Origin of the sequence: Rhodococcus (subgen. Prescottella) equi (genome assembly GCF_003013675.1) — a bacterium.
GTDB lineage: Bacteria > Actinomycetota > Actinomycetes > Mycobacteriales > Mycobacteriaceae > Prescottella > Prescottella equi.
In genome coordinates, this window is record NZ_CP027793.1 from 4,525,143 (window position 1) to 4,545,429 (window position 20,287).

At 69.0% G+C, this 20,287-nt stretch carries 19 protein-coding genes; 15 read left to right on the forward strand and 4 right to left on the reverse strand.

The genetic code is table 11. The features are described 5' to 3' along the window. Position 1 precedes the first annotated feature (1 nt). The 7 genes from C7H75_RS21065 to C7H75_RS21090 all read left to right on the forward strand — a co-directional run bounded on the left by C7H75_RS21065 (position 2) and on the right by C7H75_RS21090 (position 6,101). On the forward strand, positions 2–1,051 hold the full coding sequence (locus tag C7H75_RS21065) for an acyl-CoA dehydrogenase family protein (protein ID WP_106851783.1): 1,050 nt from the start codon (positions 2–4) through the stop codon (positions 1,049–1,051). Beyond that, on the forward strand, positions 1,027–1,773 hold the full coding sequence (locus C7H75_RS21070) for an ABC transporter ATP-binding protein (protein ID WP_106851784.1): 747 nt from the start codon (positions 1,027–1,029) through the stop codon (positions 1,771–1,773). Before C7H75_RS21065 ends, C7H75_RS21070 begins: the two co-directional genes overlap by 25 nt. Beyond that, the gene (locus tag C7H75_RS21075) at positions 1,770–2,942 is read left to right on the forward strand and encodes an ABC transporter substrate-binding protein (protein ID WP_106851785.1); all 1,173 of its coding nucleotides are present in this window, start codon (positions 1,770–1,772) and stop codon (positions 2,940–2,942) included. The genes C7H75_RS21070 and C7H75_RS21075 overlap by 4 nt, the downstream gene beginning before the upstream one ends. After that, positions 2,939–3,754: an ABC transporter permease gene (locus C7H75_RS21080; RefSeq protein WP_064078762.1), complete on the forward strand. Its 816-nt coding sequence runs from the start codon at positions 2,939–2,941 to the stop codon at positions 3,752–3,754. The genes C7H75_RS21075 and C7H75_RS21080 overlap by 4 nt, the downstream gene beginning before the upstream one ends. 194 nt (positions 3,755–3,948) lie before the next feature. Then, on the forward strand, positions 3,949–4,251 hold the full coding sequence (locus tag C7H75_RS21085; protein ID WP_037084877.1) for a hypothetical protein: 303 nt from the start codon (positions 3,949–3,951) through the stop codon (positions 4,249–4,251). Between the two features lie 57 nt (positions 4,252–4,308). After that, on the forward strand, positions 4,309–4,482 hold the full coding sequence (locus C7H75_RS26040) for a hypothetical protein (protein ID WP_164490709.1): 174 nt from the start codon (positions 4,309–4,311) through the stop codon (positions 4,480–4,482). Between the two features lie 212 nt (positions 4,483–4,694). Next, positions 4,695–6,101, forward strand: a complete 1,407-nt coding sequence (locus C7H75_RS21090; protein WP_106851786.1) for a WS/DGAT/MGAT family O-acyltransferase — start codon at positions 4,695–4,697, stop codon at positions 6,099–6,101. Positions 6,102–6,110: 9 nt separating this feature from the next. On the opposite strand, the gene C7H75_RS21095 is transcribed toward C7H75_RS21090, so the two are convergent. Further along, positions 6,111–7,076, reverse strand: a complete 966-nt coding sequence (locus C7H75_RS21095) for a GmrSD restriction endonuclease domain-containing protein (RefSeq protein ID WP_064058465.1) — start codon at positions 7,074–7,076, stop codon at positions 6,111–6,113. A 49-nt stretch (positions 7,077–7,125) separates the two neighbouring features. Next, positions 7,126–7,248: a hypothetical protein gene (locus C7H75_RS26360; RefSeq protein WP_255221267.1), complete on the reverse strand. Its 123-nt coding sequence runs from the start codon at positions 7,246–7,248 to the stop codon at positions 7,126–7,128. Here C7H75_RS26360 and C7H75_RS21100 point away from each other — a divergent pair. Beyond that, positions 7,241–8,185, forward strand: a complete 945-nt coding sequence (locus tag C7H75_RS21100; protein ID WP_106851787.1) for an aldo/keto reductase — start codon at positions 7,241–7,243, stop codon at positions 8,183–8,185. The genes C7H75_RS26360 and C7H75_RS21100 overlap by 8 nt on opposite strands. A 60-nt stretch (positions 8,186–8,245) precedes the next feature. On the opposite strand, the gene C7H75_RS21105 is transcribed toward C7H75_RS21100, so the two are convergent. Next, positions 8,246–9,262: a beta-ketoacyl-ACP synthase III gene (locus tag C7H75_RS21105; RefSeq protein WP_005517609.1), complete on the reverse strand. Its 1,017-nt coding sequence runs from the start codon at positions 9,260–9,262 to the stop codon at positions 8,246–8,248. A gap of 379 nt (positions 9,263–9,641) precedes the next feature. Between C7H75_RS21105 and C7H75_RS21110 the strand changes: the two genes are divergently transcribed. From C7H75_RS21110 to C7H75_RS21140, 7 genes are all read left to right on the forward strand, one after another. After that, complete coding sequence (locus C7H75_RS21110; RefSeq protein ID WP_013417222.1) at positions 9,642–10,772, forward strand: glycoside hydrolase family 183 protein; 1,131 nt, start codon at positions 9,642–9,644, stop codon at positions 10,770–10,772. 75 nt (positions 10,773–10,847) lie between these two features. Beyond that, a complete protein-coding gene (locus tag C7H75_RS21115; RefSeq protein WP_005517605.1) occupies positions 10,848–11,282 on the forward strand; it encodes a nuclear transport factor 2 family protein in 435 nt (144 codons plus the stop codon). Positions 11,283–11,391: 109 nt separating this feature from the next. Further along, positions 11,392–12,003 (forward strand): class I SAM-dependent methyltransferase, encoded by a 612-nt coding sequence (locus C7H75_RS21120; RefSeq protein WP_081205918.1) that lies wholly within the window; start codon positions 11,392–11,394, stop codon positions 12,001–12,003. A gap of 98 nt (positions 12,004–12,101) precedes the next feature. Further along, positions 12,102–13,937 (forward strand): acyl-CoA dehydrogenase, encoded by a 1,836-nt coding sequence (locus tag C7H75_RS21125; RefSeq protein WP_106851788.1) that lies wholly within the window; start codon positions 12,102–12,104, stop codon positions 13,935–13,937. A 133-nt stretch (positions 13,938–14,070) separates the two neighbouring features. Then, positions 14,071–15,279 carry an oxygenase MpaB family protein gene (locus C7H75_RS21130; protein WP_013417224.1) on the forward strand — a complete coding sequence of 403 codons (1,209 nt, stop codon included), beginning with the start codon at positions 14,071–14,073 and terminating at the stop codon, positions 15,277–15,279. A 117-nt stretch (positions 15,280–15,396) separates the two neighbouring features. Next, on the forward strand, positions 15,397–16,101 hold the full coding sequence (locus C7H75_RS21135) for an ATP-binding cassette domain-containing protein (RefSeq protein WP_005517598.1): 705 nt from the start codon (positions 15,397–15,399) through the stop codon (positions 16,099–16,101). A gap of 2 nt (positions 16,102–16,103) precedes the next feature. Next, positions 16,104–17,996, forward strand: a complete 1,893-nt coding sequence (locus C7H75_RS21140) for a YhgE/Pip domain-containing protein (RefSeq protein WP_005517597.1) — start codon at positions 16,104–16,106, stop codon at positions 17,994–17,996. 95 nt (positions 17,997–18,091) lie between these two features. Here the strand turns inward: C7H75_RS21140 and C7H75_RS21145 are convergent, their stop codons facing one another. Beyond that, the gene (locus tag C7H75_RS21145; protein ID WP_106851789.1) at positions 18,092–20,092 is read right to left on the reverse strand and encodes a VanW family protein; all 2,001 of its coding nucleotides are present in this window, start codon (positions 20,090–20,092) and stop codon (positions 18,092–18,094) included. Positions 20,093–20,287 lie beyond the last annotated feature (195 nt).

Consider the following 20,287-nt stretch of genomic DNA (forward strand, 5'->3'; position numbering starts at 1 on the left):
CATGACCGCGATCCTCTCTTCCACGCACACCCCGCAACGGGTGCAGGCTCGTGCCTTCGTGCGCGATCGGGCCGTCCAGCTCGACCGGGGCGAGACCGACACCCGCGAGGATGTCGCGCTGATCGGTTCCCTCGGGCTGCTCGACCTCGGATTCGGAGAAGGACCGCTCGCGGAGATGGTCGCGGTCATCGAGGACGTCGCCGCGGAGAGCCTGAGCGCCGGTTTCGGCGTGTGGGCGCACCGGATGTGCCTCGAGTACGTCGACCGGGGACCGGCGGCCGTGCGTGAGCGGTACCGGGACCGCCTGGCATCCGGCGACACGATCGGTGTGACCGCGATGGCGGCCGGACTGCGGCAGGCCGCCGGCCTCGGCGACGTCCCGCTCATCGCCACGACGGTGGACGGCGGCATCGAAGTGAACGGCCCGATCCGCTGGGCGTCCAACGTGTTCGACGATGCCGTGATCGTGTTCCCGGCACGCGGCGACGACGGGTCCACGTACGTCGCGGTGGTCGATGCCGACTCGTCGGGGGTCTGCATCAATCCCGCGCCGGAGCTCCTCGCACTCGGCGCCACCGCCTCGACGTCCCTGGTCTTCGACCGGGTGTTCGTGCCCGCGTCGCAGATCATCAGCACCGAGCTGACCCCGTTCTGCCGGTCCATCCGGCCCACCTTCCTGGCGCTGCAGACGTCGTTCTGCAGTGGCATCGCGGGCACGTCGCTGACCGAGAGCGCGGCGCTGCTGACGGGCCTCGGCGAGGAGTTCGTCGACGAGCACGCGAGACTCGAGGACGACTGTCGTTCGCTGCGAAATCGGTTGTACGACTTCGCCACGCGAATCGACGACACTCCTGTTCGGGACCTGATCCAGCTCCGCCTGGACGGATCGCAGGTCGCGGTCGCGGCCACACGTCTGGAGGCGACGCTACGCGGCGGCGCCGGGTACGCCGCGAAGCACCCGACCAACCGGCGCTTCCGCGAAGCCGCCTTCCTGCCCATCCAGTCACCCTCGGAAGGACAACTGCGGTGGGAACTCGCGCAGTCTCGGTAGCCGACGGCCGCAAGAGTTTCCACGGTCGTCGCCGACCCGTCCTGGACGGGGTGAATCTCGACGTCGAATCGGGCGAGATCCTCGCGATCGTCGGCAGCAGCGGAAGCGGCAAGTCGACCCTGCTCCGGATCATCGCGGGGCTCGACGAATTCGACTCCGGCACGATCGACTGGGACGGGGTGCGCGGCGACACCCGTCCGCGCACCGGCGTCGTGTTCCAGAAGCCCCTCCTGATGCCGTGGCTCACGGTCCGCGAGAACGTCCGGCTGGGCGGAAGATTCGCCGCCAACGACGCCGTCTTCGATCCGTCGTACGCCGACGACCTCCTGGACCGTTTCGGACTCGCCGAGCTGGCCGACGCGTACCCGGACGAACTCTCGGGCGGTCAGGCGCAGCGTGTCGCGGTGATCCGCGCGGTGTCGATCCGACCCCGCCTGCTGCTGCTGGACGAGCCGTTCAGCGCCCTCGATCCCGCGATCCGTGGCGATCTGCAGCACTGGCTCGCGGGCGTCGCCGAGGACCTCGGCTGCACCACGATCCTCGTCACGCACGACATCGACGAGGCGATCGTCCTGGGACACCGCATCGTCCTGATCGGGGAAGGCGGCACTGTTCGACGCGAATGGGACTGCGCGACAGCCACTGTCGACGATGACGCATTGCGGAGCGACATCCTGTCGGCCTACCGCACGTCCACACTGGTCGGGGCGCCCCGACCGTGAGCGGAGGAGCGCTGAGCCGGCGCACGCTGCTGCAGGGCGCGGTGGGACTGGCCGCGGCCGGCGGCATCGCCGGGATCGTCGACCTCGCGCGGACCGCCGGTACCAGCCGAGCGAACACCACCGGGCACCTACGGGTGGGTTACCTGCCCATCACCGACGCGGCCCCGTTGCTGATCGCTCACAACACCGGATCGTTCGACGGCAACCCGGTGAGCCCCACGCAACCGGTGATGTTCCGCAGCTGGTCGAGCCTTGCCGAGGCGTTCATGAGTCGGCACGTCGACGTCGTGCACCTGCTGATGCCGATGGCGGTGCAGTTGCGCTACTCGCTCGGCGGCGCGGCGCGTGTCCTGGGTTGGAACCACACCAACGGGTCCGCGCTGACCGTGGCGCCCGACATCACCGAACTAGGTCAGCTCGCAGGACGCCAGGTCGCGATCCCCTTCTGGTGGTCGATCCACAACATCGTGCTGCAGAAGTTGCTGCGCGCGGGCGGCCTCCGTCCGGTGGTGCGCACCGCCCCGTCGAGATCGGACGGCACGGTGGGTCTTGTCGTGATGAGCCCGTCCGACATGCTGCCCGCCCTGGCGAACGGTGCGATCGGCGGTTACACGGTTGCCGACCCGTTCAACGCGGCCGCAGAGATCAAGGGCGTCGGCCGAATCCACCGCTTCCTCGGCGACGTGTGGCGCGACCACGCCTGCTGCGCTCTGCTCGTGCACGAGGACGTGATCGACCGCGACCCCGCCGGCGTCCAACGCCTCACCGACGCCGTGACGTCGGCGCAACTGCGCATCGACGCCGACCGCAAGCACGCCGCCGAGATGTTGAAGACGGGACGCTATCTGCCGCAGCCGCTCCCGGCGATCACGAAGGCGCTCACCTACCCGGCCGACGCGTACCCCGTCAGCCACCAGGCCTGGCAGCCGCAGCGCATCGGCTACCAGCCCTTCCCGTTCCCCAGCTTCACCCAGGCCCTGGTCGAAGCGATGCACGAGACCGAGGTGGACGGCGATCGGCGCTTCCTGTCCCAACTCGATCCGGCCTCCGTCCACGCCGATCTGGTGGACGACCGTTTCGTGCGGCAGTCCCTGACGATCGCCGGCGGCCCGGCCACGTTCGGGCTCCCCGCACACCTGACCCGTACCGAGGAAGTGGATCCCACGTGAGCAGTCGGCAGCCCTCCCGTTCACGGTGGTCCGCATGGTGGCCGCCCCTCACCGCGATCGCCGTCGCGGTGCTCCTGTGGTGGTTCGCCACCACGATCCTGGCGTCGGACGACTCACTGATCCGCGAGTTCGCACCCCAGGAGGTGCTGCCCGCGCTCGGTGGCCTGATCGAACGCGGGGTGCTGCTGCCAGACACCGCGGCCAGCATGTGGCGCCTGCTCGTCGGATTGTCGATCGCCGCCGTGATCGGTATCCCGCTCGGTCTGCTCATCGGCCTCAATCCGACGGTCGACCGTGCCGTGCGGCCCGTCACGCAGTTCCTGCGGATGATCTCCCCACTGTCGTGGGCGCCGATCGCCGTGGCGCTGTTCGGAATCGGGCACCGGCCCGTGTTCTTCCTCATCGCGGCGGCGGCCGTCTGGCCGATCGTCATCAACACCGCTGCGGGCGTGCACGCGATCGATCCCGGACACCTGCTGGTGGCCCGCTCGATGGGCGCGACGCGCACCGAACGGCTCACGGCCGTCGTCCTTCCTGCCATCCGCGGCCACCTGCAGACCGGGCTGCGCGTCGCGCTCGGCATCGCGTGGGTGGTGCTGGTGCCGGCCGAGATGCTCGGAGTGCAGTCGGGGCTGGGCTACCAGATCCTCAACGCCCGCGACCAGCTCGCGTACGACCAGGTCATGGCCGTCATCCTGGTGATCGGACTCCTCGGGTTCCTGCTCGACTCCGCGGCCCAGCGCCTGCTCACGACCAGGCGTCGTCGGCGCCCCGACACCGCATCCGCGCCCACCCCGGTCCCGATCGGCTGACGCCCGCCGCCGGCGGCCCCACGGTTCGCGCACCGGCACACTTGACCGGTGCAGTGTGGCCGCCGACGAGCGAACCCACTCGCCGCGGCCTACCATTCGAGAACCTCACGCTCTGCGGGGCGGTCTCCGGTCGAGCACGCAAACCGATGTTCGACACCGGTACCGCGTTGCCACAAGTCGCCACAAGGAGTCCCATGAACCACGCACTCGACGATCAGGTCACCACCTCGATCAAGGGCGACGTCGTCTTCGTCGGCAGGTCCGCAGCGCTGGACGAGGCCCGCGAGCTGGCCCTCGCACTCGGCTACGGTCGGGCACAGACCGCCGACGCCGGCGTCGACTGCGCGGTGGTCGACGACGATGCACTCGACGGAATCTGCAGCCCGGCCGACGCCCTGCTGCTGGCGCAGGTCCGCACCCTCGGAGTGCCCGTCCTGACCGTGAGCGAGGCCCGGAACCGCTTCCGCGTCGGCGCCCCGACGCTGTCCCTCGCGTGAGCTAGCTCTCAAGCAATACTTCAACTTTTCACAGGTCCCGGTGCTAGAAAAATAAACATGTCTTGGCTGTGGATCGCACTGAGCGTGTGGCTCGTGGTTGCCCTCGGTGCATCCGTGCTGATCGGACGCGGTATCCGACGCGCCGACCGCGAGGAACTCGGCTCCACCATGGACTGGGACGTCCGGACCATCACCCCCGAGGAAGCCCACCCTCGCGATTCGCGTCCGTGAGAACGTCCGGTCGTCGGCGCCGGTGAGCCAGAGTCCGGACCAAACGGACGAACACTCGGACAGTTCCGACAAACCCCGAAAAACACCTATTTACCTGGACATTCGAACAGGTGGCGCGTCCGCCGAGGATCACGTACAACTGACTGCACACTGTGATCCATGACACTGCGGACGGCATCGGTCGGCCCGCCATTCTCGAAGGGCGACCCCGTATGCCGCTCCCCATGTCACCGGCCAGTTCCGTCTTCCTGCTCGGTGAATCACGGGAACATCCGCTGCACGTCGGTGGACTGGTACTGCTGCAACCGCCGGACGGCGCCGACGCCCGCAGCGTCCGCAGCATGCTGGACGACTCGATGTCCCGGGGCGAGGTGACCCCACTGCTGCGCAAGCGGGCCCGCCGCTCGGCCTCGTCACTCGGACAGTGGTTTTGGGACGACGACGACCAGTTCGACATCGGCCACCACATCCGGCACGATGCGCTGGCACATCCCGGCGGGATGACGGAACTGTCGACCCTCGTCTCCCGCCTGCACGGCGGGCTGCTCGACCGGAACCGACCGCTGTGGGAGATGCACCTGATCGAGGGACTCGCGGACGGCCGCTTCGCGGTGTACACCAAGATTCACCACAGTGTGGCGGACGGTGTCGGCGCGATGCGCCTGTTACGCCGATCCCTGACAGTCGACGCCGACAAGCGGGACATGCCCGCGCCGTGGGAACCCCGTACGCGGATCCCACAGCGTCGCAACACGCCCGGACTTCTCGATCTTCCTGTTTCGGCGGTCCGCACCGCGATCGATGCCGCCGCGGAGGCGACCGGACTGGTCCCCGCGCTCGCCGGCAGCGTGCTGCGCGCGCTGCGCAACCAGGGCGGCCCGATGTCCTTCTCGGCGCCCCACTCCGCACTGAACGTGCCGATCACCGGCGCTCGCCAATTCGTCGCTCGCAGTTGGGCACTCGACCGACTACGTCTCGTCGCGAAGTACGCCGACGGCACCATCAACGACGTCGTGCTGGCGATGTCGTCGGGCGCGTTGCGCCGCTACCTGATCGAGCGCGACGCCCTTCCCACGCGACCCCTGGTGGCGATGGTCCCGGTGTCACTGCGCAGCGACAAGACCCGCCCCGAGCCGATCGGGGACCCGAACGAGGCGGGCGGCAACGAGATCGGCACTCTCATGTGCAACCTCGGCACCGACCTCGCCGACCCCGGCGACCGGCTCGCGACGGTGCGACGGTCGATGGCCGAAGGCAAGGCCGCCCTGCGCGGGATGAGTACCGCGCAGGTGATCGCCCTCAGCGCGCTCGGTTCCGCTCCGCTGGCCCTCGATATGCTCTTCGGTCGCCACGGGCCGGTACGGCCGCCGTTCAACATCGTCATCTCCAACGTGCCGGGCCCGAGCGCCCCGCTCTACTGGAACGGCTGCCGCCTCGACGCCCTCTACCCGCTGTCAGTCACGCTCGACGGCCAAGCGCTCAACATCACCTGCACCAGCACCGATCACGCGATCTCGTTCGGACTCACCGGCTGCCGCCGCGCCGTCCCGAACCTGGAGCCGATCCTCGACCACTTCGACGACGAACTGGCCGCGCTCGAGGCCGCGGTCGGGATCTGACCGCCGGACCTACTCGCAGGCCACCCCGTCTCCGTCGCTGTCCATCGCGGCGCGGTAGCCGGGCTGCCCGCGGTGCAGCGGTGCGGCGCCCGCGGTGCGGGCCGCCTTGCAGTTCGCGTAGTACACGTCGCCGGACGGCATCCCCGCACCCGCGGGCGAGACGTCGGCCGGTTCGGGGACCGGAATGGGCGCGGGATCCGCGGATTCCGTTGCGCCGCAGGAGGCGAGCTCACGAGCCATCGCGTCGTGCTCGGCCTGCGTCACCCACAACCCGTACGCCGCCTTGACCTCGATCTGGCGGGTCACGTACGTGCACCGGTAGGCGAGGTTCGGCGGCAGCCACGCCGAGGCATCGGCGTCGCTCTTCCCCTGGTTGGTGGGCCCGTCCACGGCCTGCAGGTTGCGCGGATCGTTGGCGAGGTTGCGCCGGGTGGCCTCGTCGAGTTGCTGTGCGCCCTTCTGCCACGCATCGGAGAGGGCGACGACGTGGTCGATCTGCACCGCACTCGACGTCTCGACACCGCGGACGAAGCGGATCGTCTTGCCGGTGTAAACGTCGTCGAGCGTGCCCGACAGCACCGTGCAGTCGCGGCTCATCGGATCGGTGGTGATGTAGATCAGGTCCCGCTTGAGGATGTCGTTGCGGGTATCGCAGCCGTTGTGCCCGCCCTCGATCGTGACGTTGTCGGTCCAGGCCTGGCCGAACTGCGATCGGTCGTAACCGTTCTTGGGTGCCCGCTCACGGATCGGCAGGGCCGCCAGTCCGGCCAGCGCTCCGTCGGCGACCACAGGATCGACGGCAGGCTCACCAACCGTTTGTTCGCCCGTGACCTGCGCGGTGGCGCTCGAGCCCGGTTCGGCATCCGTCGCCGACCCCGACGACGGCTGCGCGATCGCGGTGCACCCTCCGGCTAACAGCACGGCGACGGTGGCGAATCCGGCCACCCAGGACTTGTCGATCTTCACAGCACTCACGGGCGACGCGGTTCCTCATCTCTCGTACATATGTTCGCAAAGGCGAATCCTAGCCGGGCGATACCGCACACCGGAATTCGCTCTCGCGGGCCACGGCACGTTCGGCGTAATCTCCGAAATCGGGCAGCTCACCGGCCCACCCGAGTGCCAGCGTCAGGAGTTCGATGTCCACACACATGCAGTACACGACCCTCCCCGGAACCGATCTCGTCGTCTCGACGGTGTCCCTGGGCTGCAACAACTTCGGCTCCAGGATCGACGCGCAGGAGTCGCGGGCGGTGGTCGACGCGGCGTTCGAGCACGGCATCACCTTTTTCGACACCGCCGACGTCTACACCACCGGCGAATCGGAGAAGATCCTCGGTGCAGCGCTGGCGGGTCGGCGCGAGGACGCCGTGATCGCAACGAAGTTCGGTGCACCGATGAGCGAGACGGAGCGCGGGTCCGCGCCCGACTACGTGCGCCAGGCATGCGACGCGAGCCTGCGCCGGCTCGGCGTCGACCACATCGACCTCTACTACCAGCACGCACCGGACCCGTCGGTGCCGATCGAGGACACCCTCGGTGCGCTCGACGAACTGGTCCGGGCGGGCAAGGTTCGCCACGTCGCCTGCTCCAACAGTTCACCCGAGCAGATCGACCGCGCCACCCAGGCCTCGACCGAGGGCGCCCTGCCGCGTTTCGTCGCCGCCCAGATCGAGTGGAACCTGCTCGAGCGCGGAGTGGAGGCCGAGATCGTGCCGGCGTGCGAGCGCGGCAACCTCGCGGTGATCCCCTACTACCCGCTGGCCGCGGGGCTGCTCACCGGCAAGTACCGCCGGAACACCGAGTTCCCCAAGGGTTCCCGATTCGACAAGTCCGATTACTTCGCGGCGACCGCCACCGAGGAAGCGCTCACACGCGTCGAGGACCTGCTCTCGCTCGCGAGCAAGCTCGACCGGCAGTTGTCCGAACTGGCCGTCGCCTGGCTCGACGCGAAGCCGCAGGTGGCGTCGGTCCTCATCGGTTCGTCGACGCCCGCGCAGGTGGCGCGCAACGTCTCCCATCTGCGTCGCCCCCTCGACGAGGACGAACTGGCGATGATCGACGACTTCCTCGAAGGCCGCTGACGTAGACGAACGGCGGGCCCGCCGGAAAGCGGGCCCGCCGTTCGTTCGTCTGCCTGGGTGTCAGTCCTGCGCGAGCGGCGGGAGGATGACGACCTGGCCCGCGTACGACAGGCCGGCACCGAAACCGACCAGCAGCGCCAGCTCGCCCGGCTTCGCCTTGCCCGTGCGGATCACTTCCTCCATCGCCAGCGGAATCGAGGCCGCCGACGTGTTGCCGGTCTCGGCGATGTCGTCCGACACCGGCACCGACTCGGGGAGCTTGATGCTGCGGGCGATGACCTCGTTGATGCGGCCGTTCGCCTGGTGCGGGATGAACGCGCCGAGATCCTCCATCGCGACACCGGCACGCTCGAGGGCCTGCGTGGCGACCTTGCCCATCTCGAAGGCGGCCCAACGGAAGACCGAGGTGCCCTCCATCTTGATCCAGGGGCGCTGCGACGGATCGTCGGCGAACGCCAGCCAGTCCGGCTCCTGGCGGATGGCCTGCGACTGCGAACCGTCCGACCCCCACACGACCGGACCGATGCCGGTGACATCGCTCGGGCCGACGACGACGGCGCCGGCGCCGTCACCGAAGATGAAGCGCACGCTGCGGTCCGTCGGCTCGGTGCTGTCGCTCATGCGCTCGACGCCGATGACCAGGACGTAGTCCTCGGTGCCGAGGCGGACCATGTCGGACGCGATCGACAGCGCGTAGCAGAAGCCCGCACAGCCGGCGGTGACGTCGAACGCCGCCGGCCCGCCCGTGCCGAGGGCGTCGGCGACGACGGCGGCACACTGCGGAGTCTGCGAGGGGTAGGTGGAGGTCGCCACGACGACGGCGCCGACCTGCTCGGGCTCGATGCCGCTGGCCGCGAGGGCCTTGCGACCCGAGGCGATCGCCATCGCGAGGACCGATTCGTCGGCGTTCGCGAAGCGGCGGTTCTTGATGCCCGAGCGCGACTGGATCCACTCGTCGGTGGAATCGATCGTCTCGCAGATCTCGGCGTTGCTCACGACCCGCTCCGGGCGGTAAACCCCCAAACCGAGGATGGCGGATTGCCTGACCTCGGCAGAGTTCGAGATCTGCGCACCCATGTTTGGTCTCCTCTACTGCACTGTTCGCGGCCCGAGCCGCCACGTGGCGGGACCCACCTGGCCCCGTCTTCCCACGACACGGTACTTCGCCAGGTAGAGGCCGGGTGTTACTCGGGTACCGAGTTTGCCGCGACGCCCTGCGCCGCTGCCCCGCGGGCGCCGGGGCGGAGCGCCCGGGCGCAACATTCCGGCCGCACCGATCACGTTTTCCACCACCCATTCGCGTCAATTCGGACAATTGGACGAAGCGAATGCGACAAACACGTTAACCCCGGAATCCCTGCAATTCCGATCAACGATCCTGCTAGCGTGTTATCCGCCCTAAAAGATGCCGCGAGCAGCGCAATTACCGCCGACGCCCGGTCGAATGCCACCGCAGATGGGGACTTTCGTGAAATGGAATCGAGTTCACACGATCGCCGGATCGATACTGTGCACCGGCACCGCAATTCTCGCATTCATCGTTCCGGCCGCGGCTGATCCCAACACGGTCAATCCCATTCCGGTCTTGAACGGCACCAACGGGGTGCCCTCACTGCAGGGGCGAAGCCGAGCCGTGGCTCAGGCGACCGGGCTTCTGAGCGCCAATCGCACCCAGGACTCCAACGTCCTCGGCACGGACCTCGGCATCATGTGGGACAACGGGAACGGACAGGTCCTCACCGCGTTCGGCGACACCGCGGGGCTCGGCATCCCCAACCTGCTCGTCGGCAGCCTGTGGTCGTGGCGCAGCAACGTCCTCTTCCGCAGTTCCGACCGAGATCTCGCCGACGGCATGACCTTCGACAGCACCCCCCGCGACATCGTCGGCCAGTCCAAGGAATTGATTCCCAGCCCCAAGATCCCGTTCGTCGAGATCAGCCGAATCCCCACCGCCGGCATCGCCGCGGACGGAATGCAGTACATGAGCATCATGTCCGTCAAGAACTGGGGCGAGCCCGGCAAGTGGGAGACCAACTATTCGAGCCTGGCATTCTCCACCGACAACGGCGAGAACTGGGTGGAGGCCACCGAGACCCGGCGTCCACCCGTCGGCGGGAACCTCAACTTCCAGATGGGTGCGTTCGTCAAGGACGGCGAGTTCGTCTACCAGTACGGCACCCCGCCGGGCCGCGGGGGCCTCGTGTACCTCACCCGCGTCCCCGAGAAGCAGATGCGCGACCTGAACGCCTACGAGTACTGGGACGGCGGCAAGTGGGTGCCGAAGAACCCCGACGTCGCCGCCCCGATCGTCTTCGGCGGCGTCGGCGAGATCTCGGTCCAGTACAACTCCTACCTGGGTCAGTACCTGATGCTCACCACCGACGACCACAACTCGGTGGTGATGCGGCGGGCCCCGTCCCCGACCGGGCCGTGGAGTGCGCCGGAAGTATTGATCGCCGGCCCCGAACTCCCGTCGATGTACGGCGCATACATTCACCCGTGGTCGTCCGGGCCCGACCTCTACTTCCTGACCACCGTGCACTCGAACTACAACGTGCTGTTGATGCACACCACCCTGCAGCGCTGAGAACGTCGGCGCGCAGTGCCCCCACCGCTGCTACCGTCCCGAGCAAACACTTGGTTTGCACCTCGAGGAGACGACATGGAGCAGCAGACGAGCACCGACCCGCGCGGCGAGGTCCAGGACCTCCTGGCCCGCATCGCCCAACTCGCCGACGACGGCACCGTCGAGGAGTACCTCGAGCACTTCACCGCCGACGCGATCTGGGAATCGCAGGCCAACCCGGTGACCGGCATGGCCGCGCAGATGCGCAAGGGTGTCGAGGCGATCGAGGAAGGGGTGCGGGAGCGCCGCGCGGGCGGAGTGCAGGGGCCCGGCACGTCGAGCCGCCACGTCATCACCACCGTCGCGGTGTCGCTCGACTCGGACGTCGAGGCGTCGTCGACGGCGTACTGGCTGTTCTTCCGCGACACCACCAGCGAGCCACGCCTGGCCGGGGTGGGCCGCTACGACGACACCCACCGGTACGAGGGCGGGCGGTGGAAGCTGGCCCACCGCCGGATCACCGTCGGCTGACCTCCCCGCGTTTTGCGCACTTGTCGCGGTTTTTCGGGCCTCCCGAGCGCGACAAGTGCGCAAAACGCGAGAGGGGCGGGACGGGGCGGGCGGGGATACCGTCATAGCCATGAAGGCTGAGGACTGGGACGCGCGGTATTCACAGGCGGAGACGGTGTGGGGCACGCCGCCGAATCCGGTGGTCGTGGAGTTCGCGACGTCGCTGCCGGCGGGCCGGGCACTCGATCTGGCGTGCGGCGAGGGCAGGCACGCGCTGTGGCTGGCGACGCGTGGATGGGAGACGACGGGCGTCGACTTCTCCACGGTCGCGATCGAGAAGGCCCGCGAGATCGCCACGCAGGCCCCGCGCCGGGTGCGCGATCGCCTCACGTACGTCGTGGACGACATCACGACCGCCGACGTCTCGGACTACGACCTGGTCCTCATGATCTTCGTCCACCTCTATCCGGCGCAGCGGCGAGCGCTTGTGAGGCGAATCATCGACGGTTTGAAACCCGAGGGAATCCTCATGATTCTCGGCCACGACTCGATCAACGCGACCGAGGGCGCCGGCGGCCCCGCCGACGTCGAAATCCTCTACACACCAGACGATTTGAAGTCCGATCTGGACGGACGTCTCGACGTGGTGACCGCCGAACGACGGTATCGCGACACCGAGTCGGGTACCGCGATCGACGCGCTCGTCGTCGCGCGCAAACCCACTCTTGGCAAGCGAACTTAATCGCGGGTAACATCGGCTAAGTTACCGACGAGTAGCTACTTGGGCGGTACTCGACGGAAAGACAGACCGCACCACGAAGTGCACTTCAGGGAGAGAACATGGGCCACTACAAGAGCAACGTCCGCGACCTCGAGTTCAACCTGTTCGAGGTACTCGGTCTGGACAAGCCGCTGAGTGAAGGTGTGTGGGGCGACCTCGACGCCGACACCGTCAAGGACATGCTGTCCGAGGTCGCACGTCTGGCCGAGGGACCGCTCGGCGAGGCGTTCGCCGACGCCGACCGCAACCCGCCGGTGTTCGACCCCGAGAAGCACGAGGCGACCCTGCCGGAGTCCTTCAAGAAGTCGTTCAAGGCGATGTGGGACGCCGAGTGGTACCGCATGGGCCTGAGCGAAGAGGTCGGCGGTGTCCCCGTCCCCCGCGCGGTGGTGTGGGCCATCGCCGAGATGCTGCTCGGCTCGCAGCCGGCCGCGTTCATGTACGCCGCCGGCCCGTCGTTCGCGGATGTGCTCTTCAAGAACGGCACCGACGAGCAGAAGCAGTGGGCCGCCACGCTGGTCGAGCGCGGCTGGGGCGCCACGATGGTGCTCACCGAGCCGGACGCCGGCTCCGACGTGGGCGCCGGCCGCACCAAGGCCGTCCAGCAGGACGACGGCACCTGGCACATCGAGGGCGTCAAGCGCTTCATCACGTCCGCCACGTCGGACGACCTGTTCGAGAACATCTTCCACCTGGTCCTGGCCCGTCCCGAGGGCGCCGGCCCGGGCACCAAGGGCCTGTCGCTGTTCTTCGTTCCGAAGTTCCACTTCGACTTCGAGAAGAACGAGCTGGGCGAGCGCAACGGCGTCTTCGTCACCAACGTCGAGCACAAGATGGGCCTCAAGGCGTCCGCGACCTGTGAGCTCACCTTCGGCGGCCACGGCACCCCGGCCGTCGGCTGGCTGGTCGGCGAGGTCCACAACGGCATCGCGCAGATGTTCGACGTCATCGAGCACGCCCGCATGATGGTGGGCACCAAGGCCATCTCGACGCTGTCGACCGGCTACCTCAACGCACTCGACTACGCCAAGCAGCGCGTCCAGGGCTCGGACCTGACGCAGATGACGGACAAGACCGCCCCCCGCGTCACCATCACCCACCACCCGGACGTGCGCCGCAGCCTGGCGCTGCAGAAGGCGTACGCCGAGGGCATGCGCGCGGTGTACCTGTACACCGCCGCGCACCAGGAGCCGGAGATGGCGCAGCTGGTCTCGGGCGCCGACGAGCAGCTCGCGCACCGCGTCAACGATCTGCTGCTGCCGATCGTCAAGGGTGTGGGCTCCGAGCGGGCGTACCAGTACCTGACCGAGAGCCTGCAGACCCTGGGCGGGTCGGGCTTCCTGCAGGATTACCCGATCGAGCAGTACATCCGCGACTCGAAGATCGACTCGCTGTACGAGGGCACCACCGCCATCCAGGCGCAGGACTTCTTCTTCCGCAAGATCGCTCGCGACCGCGGCGTCGCGCTGGCCCACGTGGCCGGCGAGATCAAGAAGTTCATCGACAGCGAGGCCGGGAACGGCCGCCTCAAGGCCGAGCGGGCCCTGCTCTCCACGGCTCTCGAGGACGTGCAGGCGATGGCGGCGGTCCTGACCGGCCACCTCATGGGCGCGCAGGAGCAGCCCACCGAGCTGTACAAGGTGGGCCTGGGCTCGGTCCGCTTCCTGATGTCGGTCGGCGACCTGCTCATCGGCTGGCAGCTGCTGCGCCAGTCCGAGATCGCGATCAAGGCGCTGGACGAGGGTGCGTCCGACAAGGACAAGCCGTTCTACGAGGGCAAGATTGCGACGGCGTCGTTCTTCGTCAAGAACGTCCTGCCCGAGCTCACCGCGACGCGCACCGTCCTCTCGCACCTCGACAACGACATCATGGAGATGGACGAGGCCGCCTTCTAGGCCCTGCCACCCGCGACACGTTCGCGGATTCGATCGAACGCCGATGCCGCACAACGTCTTCGTTGTGCGGCATCGGCGTTTCCGCGGAACGGTCGGGGTTGACAACAGTCATTGTCAGATCCAGGCTGTAGGTGTGACGCACACCACGGAGTACCCGACGCGGTACATGCGCGACCGCGCCCGCGCCGCGCGGACCACCGCGCCACTGCGACCGTTCGCCTGGCCGTCACCGGACGCCACCGAGTCGGAAGCGCGGGCACTGCGCCGGGCGCTGCTCGAGCGCGACGAGCCCAGCGCCACGCTGGTGAGGGCCATCCGCGAGGACCGCACCGTGACCCTCGGCCAGTTCCGTAGGGCACTCGCCGAGGGCATCGACGCGGTGCCCGACGCTCCGGAACCCTTGCGGGCCTACTTCGCGATGCTCGAAGCCACCCCGGACTGGGTGGACCGCGATCTTCTCGCGCTCGGTGCCCGCACGCTGCGCCGCGTCGGATCGGACGTCGGAGACGTGCTCGCCTACGGTTCGCTGCTGGGCGGCTACAACAACTCCGGACCGCTGCCGGTGCTGACGTCGTCGGGACGGCTGACCGGCGAACGCACCCGGCGCCGGATCGCCGAGACCGGCACGTGGTGGAACGGGTGCGTGGCCGACGGCGGGCTGGACCGCTTCGGGGAGGGGTTCCGGCTCTCGGTGCACGTCCGCGTGATGCACGCGTTCGTCGGCTACCACCACGAGCACGAGACCGACTGGGACAGTGGCGCTCGCGGCCTTCCCGTCAACCAGTTCGACCAGGCCGGGACGCTGGGACTGTTCTCGATCACGTTCCTGCTGCACACCCGGGTGCTCGGCGTCCGCTACACGCGCCGCGAGGCCGACGCCGTGCTGCACCTGTGGTGCTACGTCGGTTGGCTGATGGGCGTCGACCGGCGCTGGCTGCCGTTCGACGAACGCGCCGGGCTGCGGATGATGTACCAGATCGGCGCGTCCTCCCCCGCAGCCGACGAACACAGCTACGCGCTGGCCGCATCCCTCGTCGACCTGCCGCTGCACACCCACTACCCCCGGTTCCAGCGACTGCGCCGCCGCTACCAGTACGAGCGGGGCCTGTCGCTGGCCACCACATTGCTGGGGCCGGCCGGGGTGCGGGCGCTGCGGGTGCCGGTGCGCCCGCCCTGGTACCCGCTGGCCCGGCTCGCCGTGAACGTCCCCAAACATCATGTGCTCGCCCGCTTCCCGGCGGGCCGGCAGTGGGTGCAGCGGCTCGGCGAACGCCGGCTGGAGCAGGCCGCGCAGCGCATCCTCGACGGCGAGATCCCGGACGTGGTGGCGCTGCCGGACTAGCCGCCCCGGCGGGTGCGAACCGATTCGCGCCATACCCGGCGCAGACCACTCGGTTGTGTTTGGCTTGACGGGTCGATTCCGCCGCCGAACCGAGGTTGGTGAGCCGCTGTGACCAGCATGGACGAACACACCGGGTTCTCGGAGCCCTCCGGGCACGCGCTCGCGGTGCGCGCCGACGGGCTCACGCGCAGCGGATCGCTGGGGCCGGTGTTCGGTCCCGTGGACCTGCGCATCCCGTTCGGCGGACTCGCGGTGATCCAGGGCTTCGCCGGATCGGGCCGGACTTCGCTGCTGTTGACGCTCAGCGGACGGATGAAGCCCTCGTCGGGAACACTGCGCGTACTCGGCCGCACCGCGCCGGCTGGGATCCGGGCCGTGTCCGCGATCGCGGGATTCCAGGGCATCGACAACATCTCCGAGTCGGTGACGGTGCGGGACCTCATCACCGAGCAGATCCGTTGGGACGCCACGTGGTACCTGCTGATCCGCCGGGCCGGACAGCGGGAACTCGAGCAGGTGTGCGCGCCGGTGTTCGGCGATCGCCCGCTGCCGAACCTCACCGACTACGTCAGCGATCTCGGCGAACTCGACAACCTGCTGCTGCGGATCGCGGTGGCCAACACCCGGACACCACCGCTGCTGCTGGTCGACGACCTCGAACAGGTCCGCGACGAGTACGACCGCGCGCGCCTCGTCGAACACCTCGCGATGCTCGGGGCCCGACAGACGGTGATCGCGTCCGCGGTGAACCCGCTGCCGCCCGGTTCACCCGCCCACGAATTCCACCCGCTGACGGACGCCACACCGGAAGGCCAGGAGTAGCCATGCTCGCAGGGATGTCGCTCGGCACCGAACTCAAGCGGTTCTCGCGCGGGCTGATGCCGCGAGTAGCGCTCGTGACGATCGTGCTGATGCCGCTGCTGTACGGCGCGCTGTACCTGTGGGCGTTCTGGGATCCGTTCAGCGCGGCGAACAAGATCCCCGTCGCCCTCGTCAACAGCGACCACGGCACCGTCGTCGACGGCAAACCGCTCAACGCCGGCGACCAGGTGGCGCAGGGGCTGATGGACTCCGGCGAACTCGACTTCCACGAGGTGACCGCATACGAGGCGTCCACCGGAGTCGCGGACGGCCGCTACTACTTCTCGGTGACACTGCCCGGCGACTTCAGCCAGTCGGTGGCCTCCCCCACCGGGCCGGACCCGCAGAAGGCCCGAATCATCTTCACGTACAACGACGCCAACAACTACCTCGGCACCATCATCGGGCAGAACGCGGCGCAGCAGATCCTCAACGCCGTGAGTGCGCAGATCGGCGAGCAGTCCGTCGACCAGGTGCTCGTCGGTCTCGGCGAGGCGGGTGACGGTCTCCGCCGCGCCGCGGACGGCGCCGGTCAGCTCTCCACCGGCGCCCAGGCCGCCGACGCCGGCGCCCAGCAGCTGGCCGGTGGCTCCCGCACACTCGCCGACGGACTGGGCACCGCGAAGGCCGGTTCGGCAGCCCTCGCCGACGGCACCGCACAGCTCTCGGCCGGGATCGACACGGCGTCGGGTGGGGCGGGCGCACTGGCCGGCGGACTCGACCAGTTGTCCAGCGCCACCACCCAGCTCGGCGACGGCGCGGGTCAGGTCAGCGCCGGGGTGAACCAGCTAGTCGACCAGGTCACCGGCACCCTCGGCGCCGTCCTCGACCCGGCCACCCGGGCGCAACTGGCCCAACTACGGGACGGCGCCCAGCAACTCGCCTTCCAGCTGGGCGATCCGTCGAGCCCGTACCGGGCCGGCATGACGCAGGCCGTCGGCGGCGCCGGCCAACTGCGCGACGGCCTGACGCAGCTACAGGCAGGCGGACAGCAGGCGGCCTCCGGCGCGCGCACCCTCGACGACGGTCTCGGCCAGCTGTCGAGCGGCGGCGAGACGTTGGCGCAGGGCGCCGGCCAACTCGCCGACGGCACCACACAACTCAAGGACGGCTCCGGCGAACTCGCATCGCAGCTGAAGGAAGGCAGCGAGCAGGTCCCGCAATGGGATCCGCAGCAGCGCACGGCCGTCGCGCAGACGCTGTCGGCGCCCGTCGCGCTCGACCAGGACCACGAGAACCGCGCCAAGACGTTCGGCACCGGCTTCGCCCCGTTCTTCCTGCCGCTCGCCCTGTTCGTCGGCGGCATCATCACGTGGATGCTGTTGCGTCCCATCCAGAACCGGCCGATCTCGACCGGGCTGGGGGCGATGCGGGTGGTGCTCGCGTCGTACTGGCCGGCCGCGCTCATCGCGATCGCGCAGGTGCTGGTGATGTACGTCGTCGTGCACTTCGGGGTGGGACTCGTGCCGGTGTACGTGTTCGGCACCATCGCGTTCCTCGGCCTCGTCGGGCTCACCTACATGGCGCTGATCCAGGCGTTCAACGCGATCTTCGGCCCCGCCGTGGGCCGCGTCGTGACGCTCGCGTTCCTCATGCTGCAACTGGTGTCCGCGGGCGGCATCTACCCGGTGGAGACCACCGCGAAACCGTTCCAGATCCTGCACCCGTTCGACCCCATGACCTACGCCGTCAACGGCCTGCGTCAGCTCACCGTCGGCGGCATCGACTCCCGGCTGTGGATCTCGATCGCCGTCCTGCTGGGTCTGCTGCTCGCCTCCCTCGGCGCCAGCGCCCTCGCGGTCCGGCGCGACCGCGCCTGGACGCTGATGCGCCTGCACCCGCCGATCGAGGTGTGAGCGTCTCGTCGGCGCCCGGCTGAGAGCTGAAGGGACCGTTCATGCGCCGGCAGCGTATGAACGGTCCCTTCAGCTCGTAACGGGAGACGGCCGGGCTAACCGCCCGGCGTGCTTTCCGGCTTCGGCGCCGGCTCGTTCGACACGCACTTGACGATCGGCACCGGGTCGTAGCGCACGGTCCGGGTGTTGCGGGAGATCTCCGCGCCGGTGTTCGCGTCCGTGATGATGCGGGTGTCGCTCGTGGTGAATCCCGGTGCGCCGCTGGAGGGCACGCAGTGCGGGCCGGCCGGCAGGGTGATCGTGTTCGGCGACGTCTGGTTGGTTCGGCCGCCGGTGACGGATTCGACGTCGACGGTCTTGGTACCCCAGATGCGCACCGTGATGTTGGAGCTGGTGCCGATCGCCTGGATCATCACGCCCGTCTTCGACGGGTTACGGAACTTCAGGTCGATCGCGCCCTCGAACACCGTCGCCTCGCGGGCTGCCGGGTACCGCGAGATGTAGTAGCTGTGCTCGGTGTGCTCGACGTCCTCCATGCCCGCGAAGTACGTGGCGTTGTAGAGGGTGGTCGCGAGCTGGCTGATGCCACCGCCGACCGCCTTGTCGGGGCGGCCGTTGTTGATGATGCCCGAGTCCACGTAGCCCTGGGCCGAGCCGCGGGGCCCGGTCTGGGCGTCGAACGAGAACGTCTCGCCCGGCTTGACGATCGCTCCGTTGATCGCGCTCGCCGCGAGCCGGATGTTCACGCCCGACGCGTATTCGAAGCCGCCCGTGGTGAACTCGCCGATCACCTCGCGGATGCCGAGCGCCTTGGCGCCGTCGGTGGTGAGCGCGGGCTCGGCCGGCTCGTAGATCGCAGGCGTGGTGCGCGGCGCCGGCGCCGACAGCAGCGCGGGCAGTGGTTCGAGCGTCTTGGGCCACTGCACCATCTCGCCGGTGACGGACGGGATCACCTCGGGTGAGCCGCTCGACAGGCTGATCTGCGCGTCCTTGGGCTTGGTCTCGGTGCCGGCGAGCTGCGGCGACAGGATCGCGGTCGCCGCCTCGACGTTGTACTGCGGCGACAGCCCGCCGTCGCCGTCCGGCACGAAGCTCAGGACCTTGCCGATCTGGTCGGCGGGCAGCGTCGCGACCGCACCGTTCTTGCCGGTCACCTCGACGTTCGCCGACACGGCGGGTGTCGCGACATCCCGGACCGCGGCGTCGACGCCGGCCTGCGTGACCGCGACGTCGACGGTATCCACCGGCAGGTCGACCGTGGTGCCGTCGGCCCACTGGGCGACGAACGTGTCCTTCGCGGGCTCCACCTGCAGGTTCTGTCCGGGCAGCGGCGCGACCGGCACCACGGTGGCGCCCTCGAACACGACGTTGCCCTCGCGGGGCGCCCGATCGGACTGCTGCTGCACGCCGACGATCGCGGCGGTCAACGCGGCGTCGTCCACCGTGGAGACCACACCGATCTCCTGGTTGGTGAACAACGACGCCAGCCGGGTGAACGGGTTGATCGGCTGTTCGCCGGCGCGCTCGACGGTCGCGGCCCAGTCGATGTCCACCCCGGCCTGCGCCGGAACGATCGAGCTGTCGGTGGTCCCGGCACGCACCGGCACCGGTTGGCCCACACGGGGTCCGAGTGCGGCCCGCAGCGTGGCCTCGGCGTCCTGGTCGTTCTGCCCGCCGATCTCGACACCGGCCACGGTCACGCCGCGCGGCACCCGATCCGACGAGACCGCGAAATCCACGGCGTACGCGACGACGGCCACCGCCGCGACCCCGCCCGCGACGGCGGCGTACTTCACCCAGCGGCGGCCGCCGGACGCGTCCGGGGCAGCCACCGACTCGGGCACCGGCTCCGGTTCCGGCTCGGCTACCGGCTCCGGTGCCGGCTGCGGCTCGTCAGCGGTGGGAGGGTGCGAAGCGGCGGGGGTGGCTGCGAAGACCTCGGTGGGCGCGTCCGAGACATCGTCCGACCCATCGTCCGCGGCCTGCGGGGGCACCGCCGGCATGATCTCGGTGGGGTTCTCGTCCGGCTGGGGGCCTTCCGCACCGTTCTCCCGGCCGTTTCCCTGGTCGTTGACGCGGTCGCGCTCGTCGCTCATGAAAAGGGCCCTCCTGCCGAACCGACACCGTGCTGGGCCGTCGCATTACGTGTTCTCCCGTGAGGATAGTCGCGGTGACACGAACGCCCGGTCGGGATTTCCACCTGACGGTGGCGAGAGAATCATTCCACGTGGTCTGCCGACCCTCGAACGCAGAGTGGCTCCGCGTCGTTGCCAGGTCGGGGGTCAGGCAAC

What these genes read in the sequence shown, in the direction of transcription:
- C7H75_RS21105 (WP_005517609.1), bottom strand. Translation starts at nt 9,262, where the DNA reads ATGGGTGCGCAGATCTCGAACTCTGCCGAGGTCAGGCAATCCGCCATC.
- C7H75_RS21100 (WP_106851787.1), top strand. Translation starts at nt 7,241, where the DNA reads ATGTCCACACACATGCAGTACACGACCCTCCCCGGAACCGATCTCGTC.
- C7H75_RS21115 (WP_005517605.1), top strand. Translation starts at nt 10,848, where the DNA reads ATGGAGCAGCAGACGAGCACCGACCCGCGCGGCGAGGTCCAGGACCTC.
- C7H75_RS21065 (WP_106851783.1), top strand. Translation starts at nt 2, where the DNA reads ATGACCGCGATCCTCTCTTCCACGCACACCCCGCAACGGGTGCAGGCT.
- C7H75_RS21110 (WP_013417222.1), top strand. Translation starts at nt 9,642, where the DNA reads ATGGGGACTTTCGTGAAATGGAATCGAGTTCACACGATCGCCGGATCG.
- C7H75_RS21120 (WP_081205918.1), top strand. Translation starts at nt 11,392, where the DNA reads ATGAAGGCTGAGGACTGGGACGCGCGGTATTCACAGGCGGAGACGGTG.
- C7H75_RS21125 (WP_106851788.1), top strand. Translation starts at nt 12,102, where the DNA reads ATGGGCCACTACAAGAGCAACGTCCGCGACCTCGAGTTCAACCTGTTC.
- C7H75_RS26040 (WP_164490709.1), top strand. Translation starts at nt 4,309, where the DNA reads ATGTCTTGGCTGTGGATCGCACTGAGCGTGTGGCTCGTGGTTGCCCTC.
- C7H75_RS21140 (WP_005517597.1), top strand. Translation starts at nt 16,104, where the DNA reads ATGCTCGCAGGGATGTCGCTCGGCACCGAACTCAAGCGGTTCTCGCGC.
- C7H75_RS21090 (WP_106851786.1), top strand. Translation starts at nt 4,695, where the DNA reads ATGCCGCTCCCCATGTCACCGGCCAGTTCCGTCTTCCTGCTCGGTGAA.
- C7H75_RS21145 (WP_106851789.1), bottom strand. Translation starts at nt 20,092, where the DNA reads ATGAGCGACGAGCGCGACCGCGTCAACGACCAGGGAAACGGCCGGGAG.
- C7H75_RS21085 (WP_037084877.1), top strand. Translation starts at nt 3,949, where the DNA reads ATGAACCACGCACTCGACGATCAGGTCACCACCTCGATCAAGGGCGAC.
- C7H75_RS21135 (WP_005517598.1), top strand. Translation starts at nt 15,397, where the DNA reads ATGGACGAACACACCGGGTTCTCGGAGCCCTCCGGGCACGCGCTCGCG.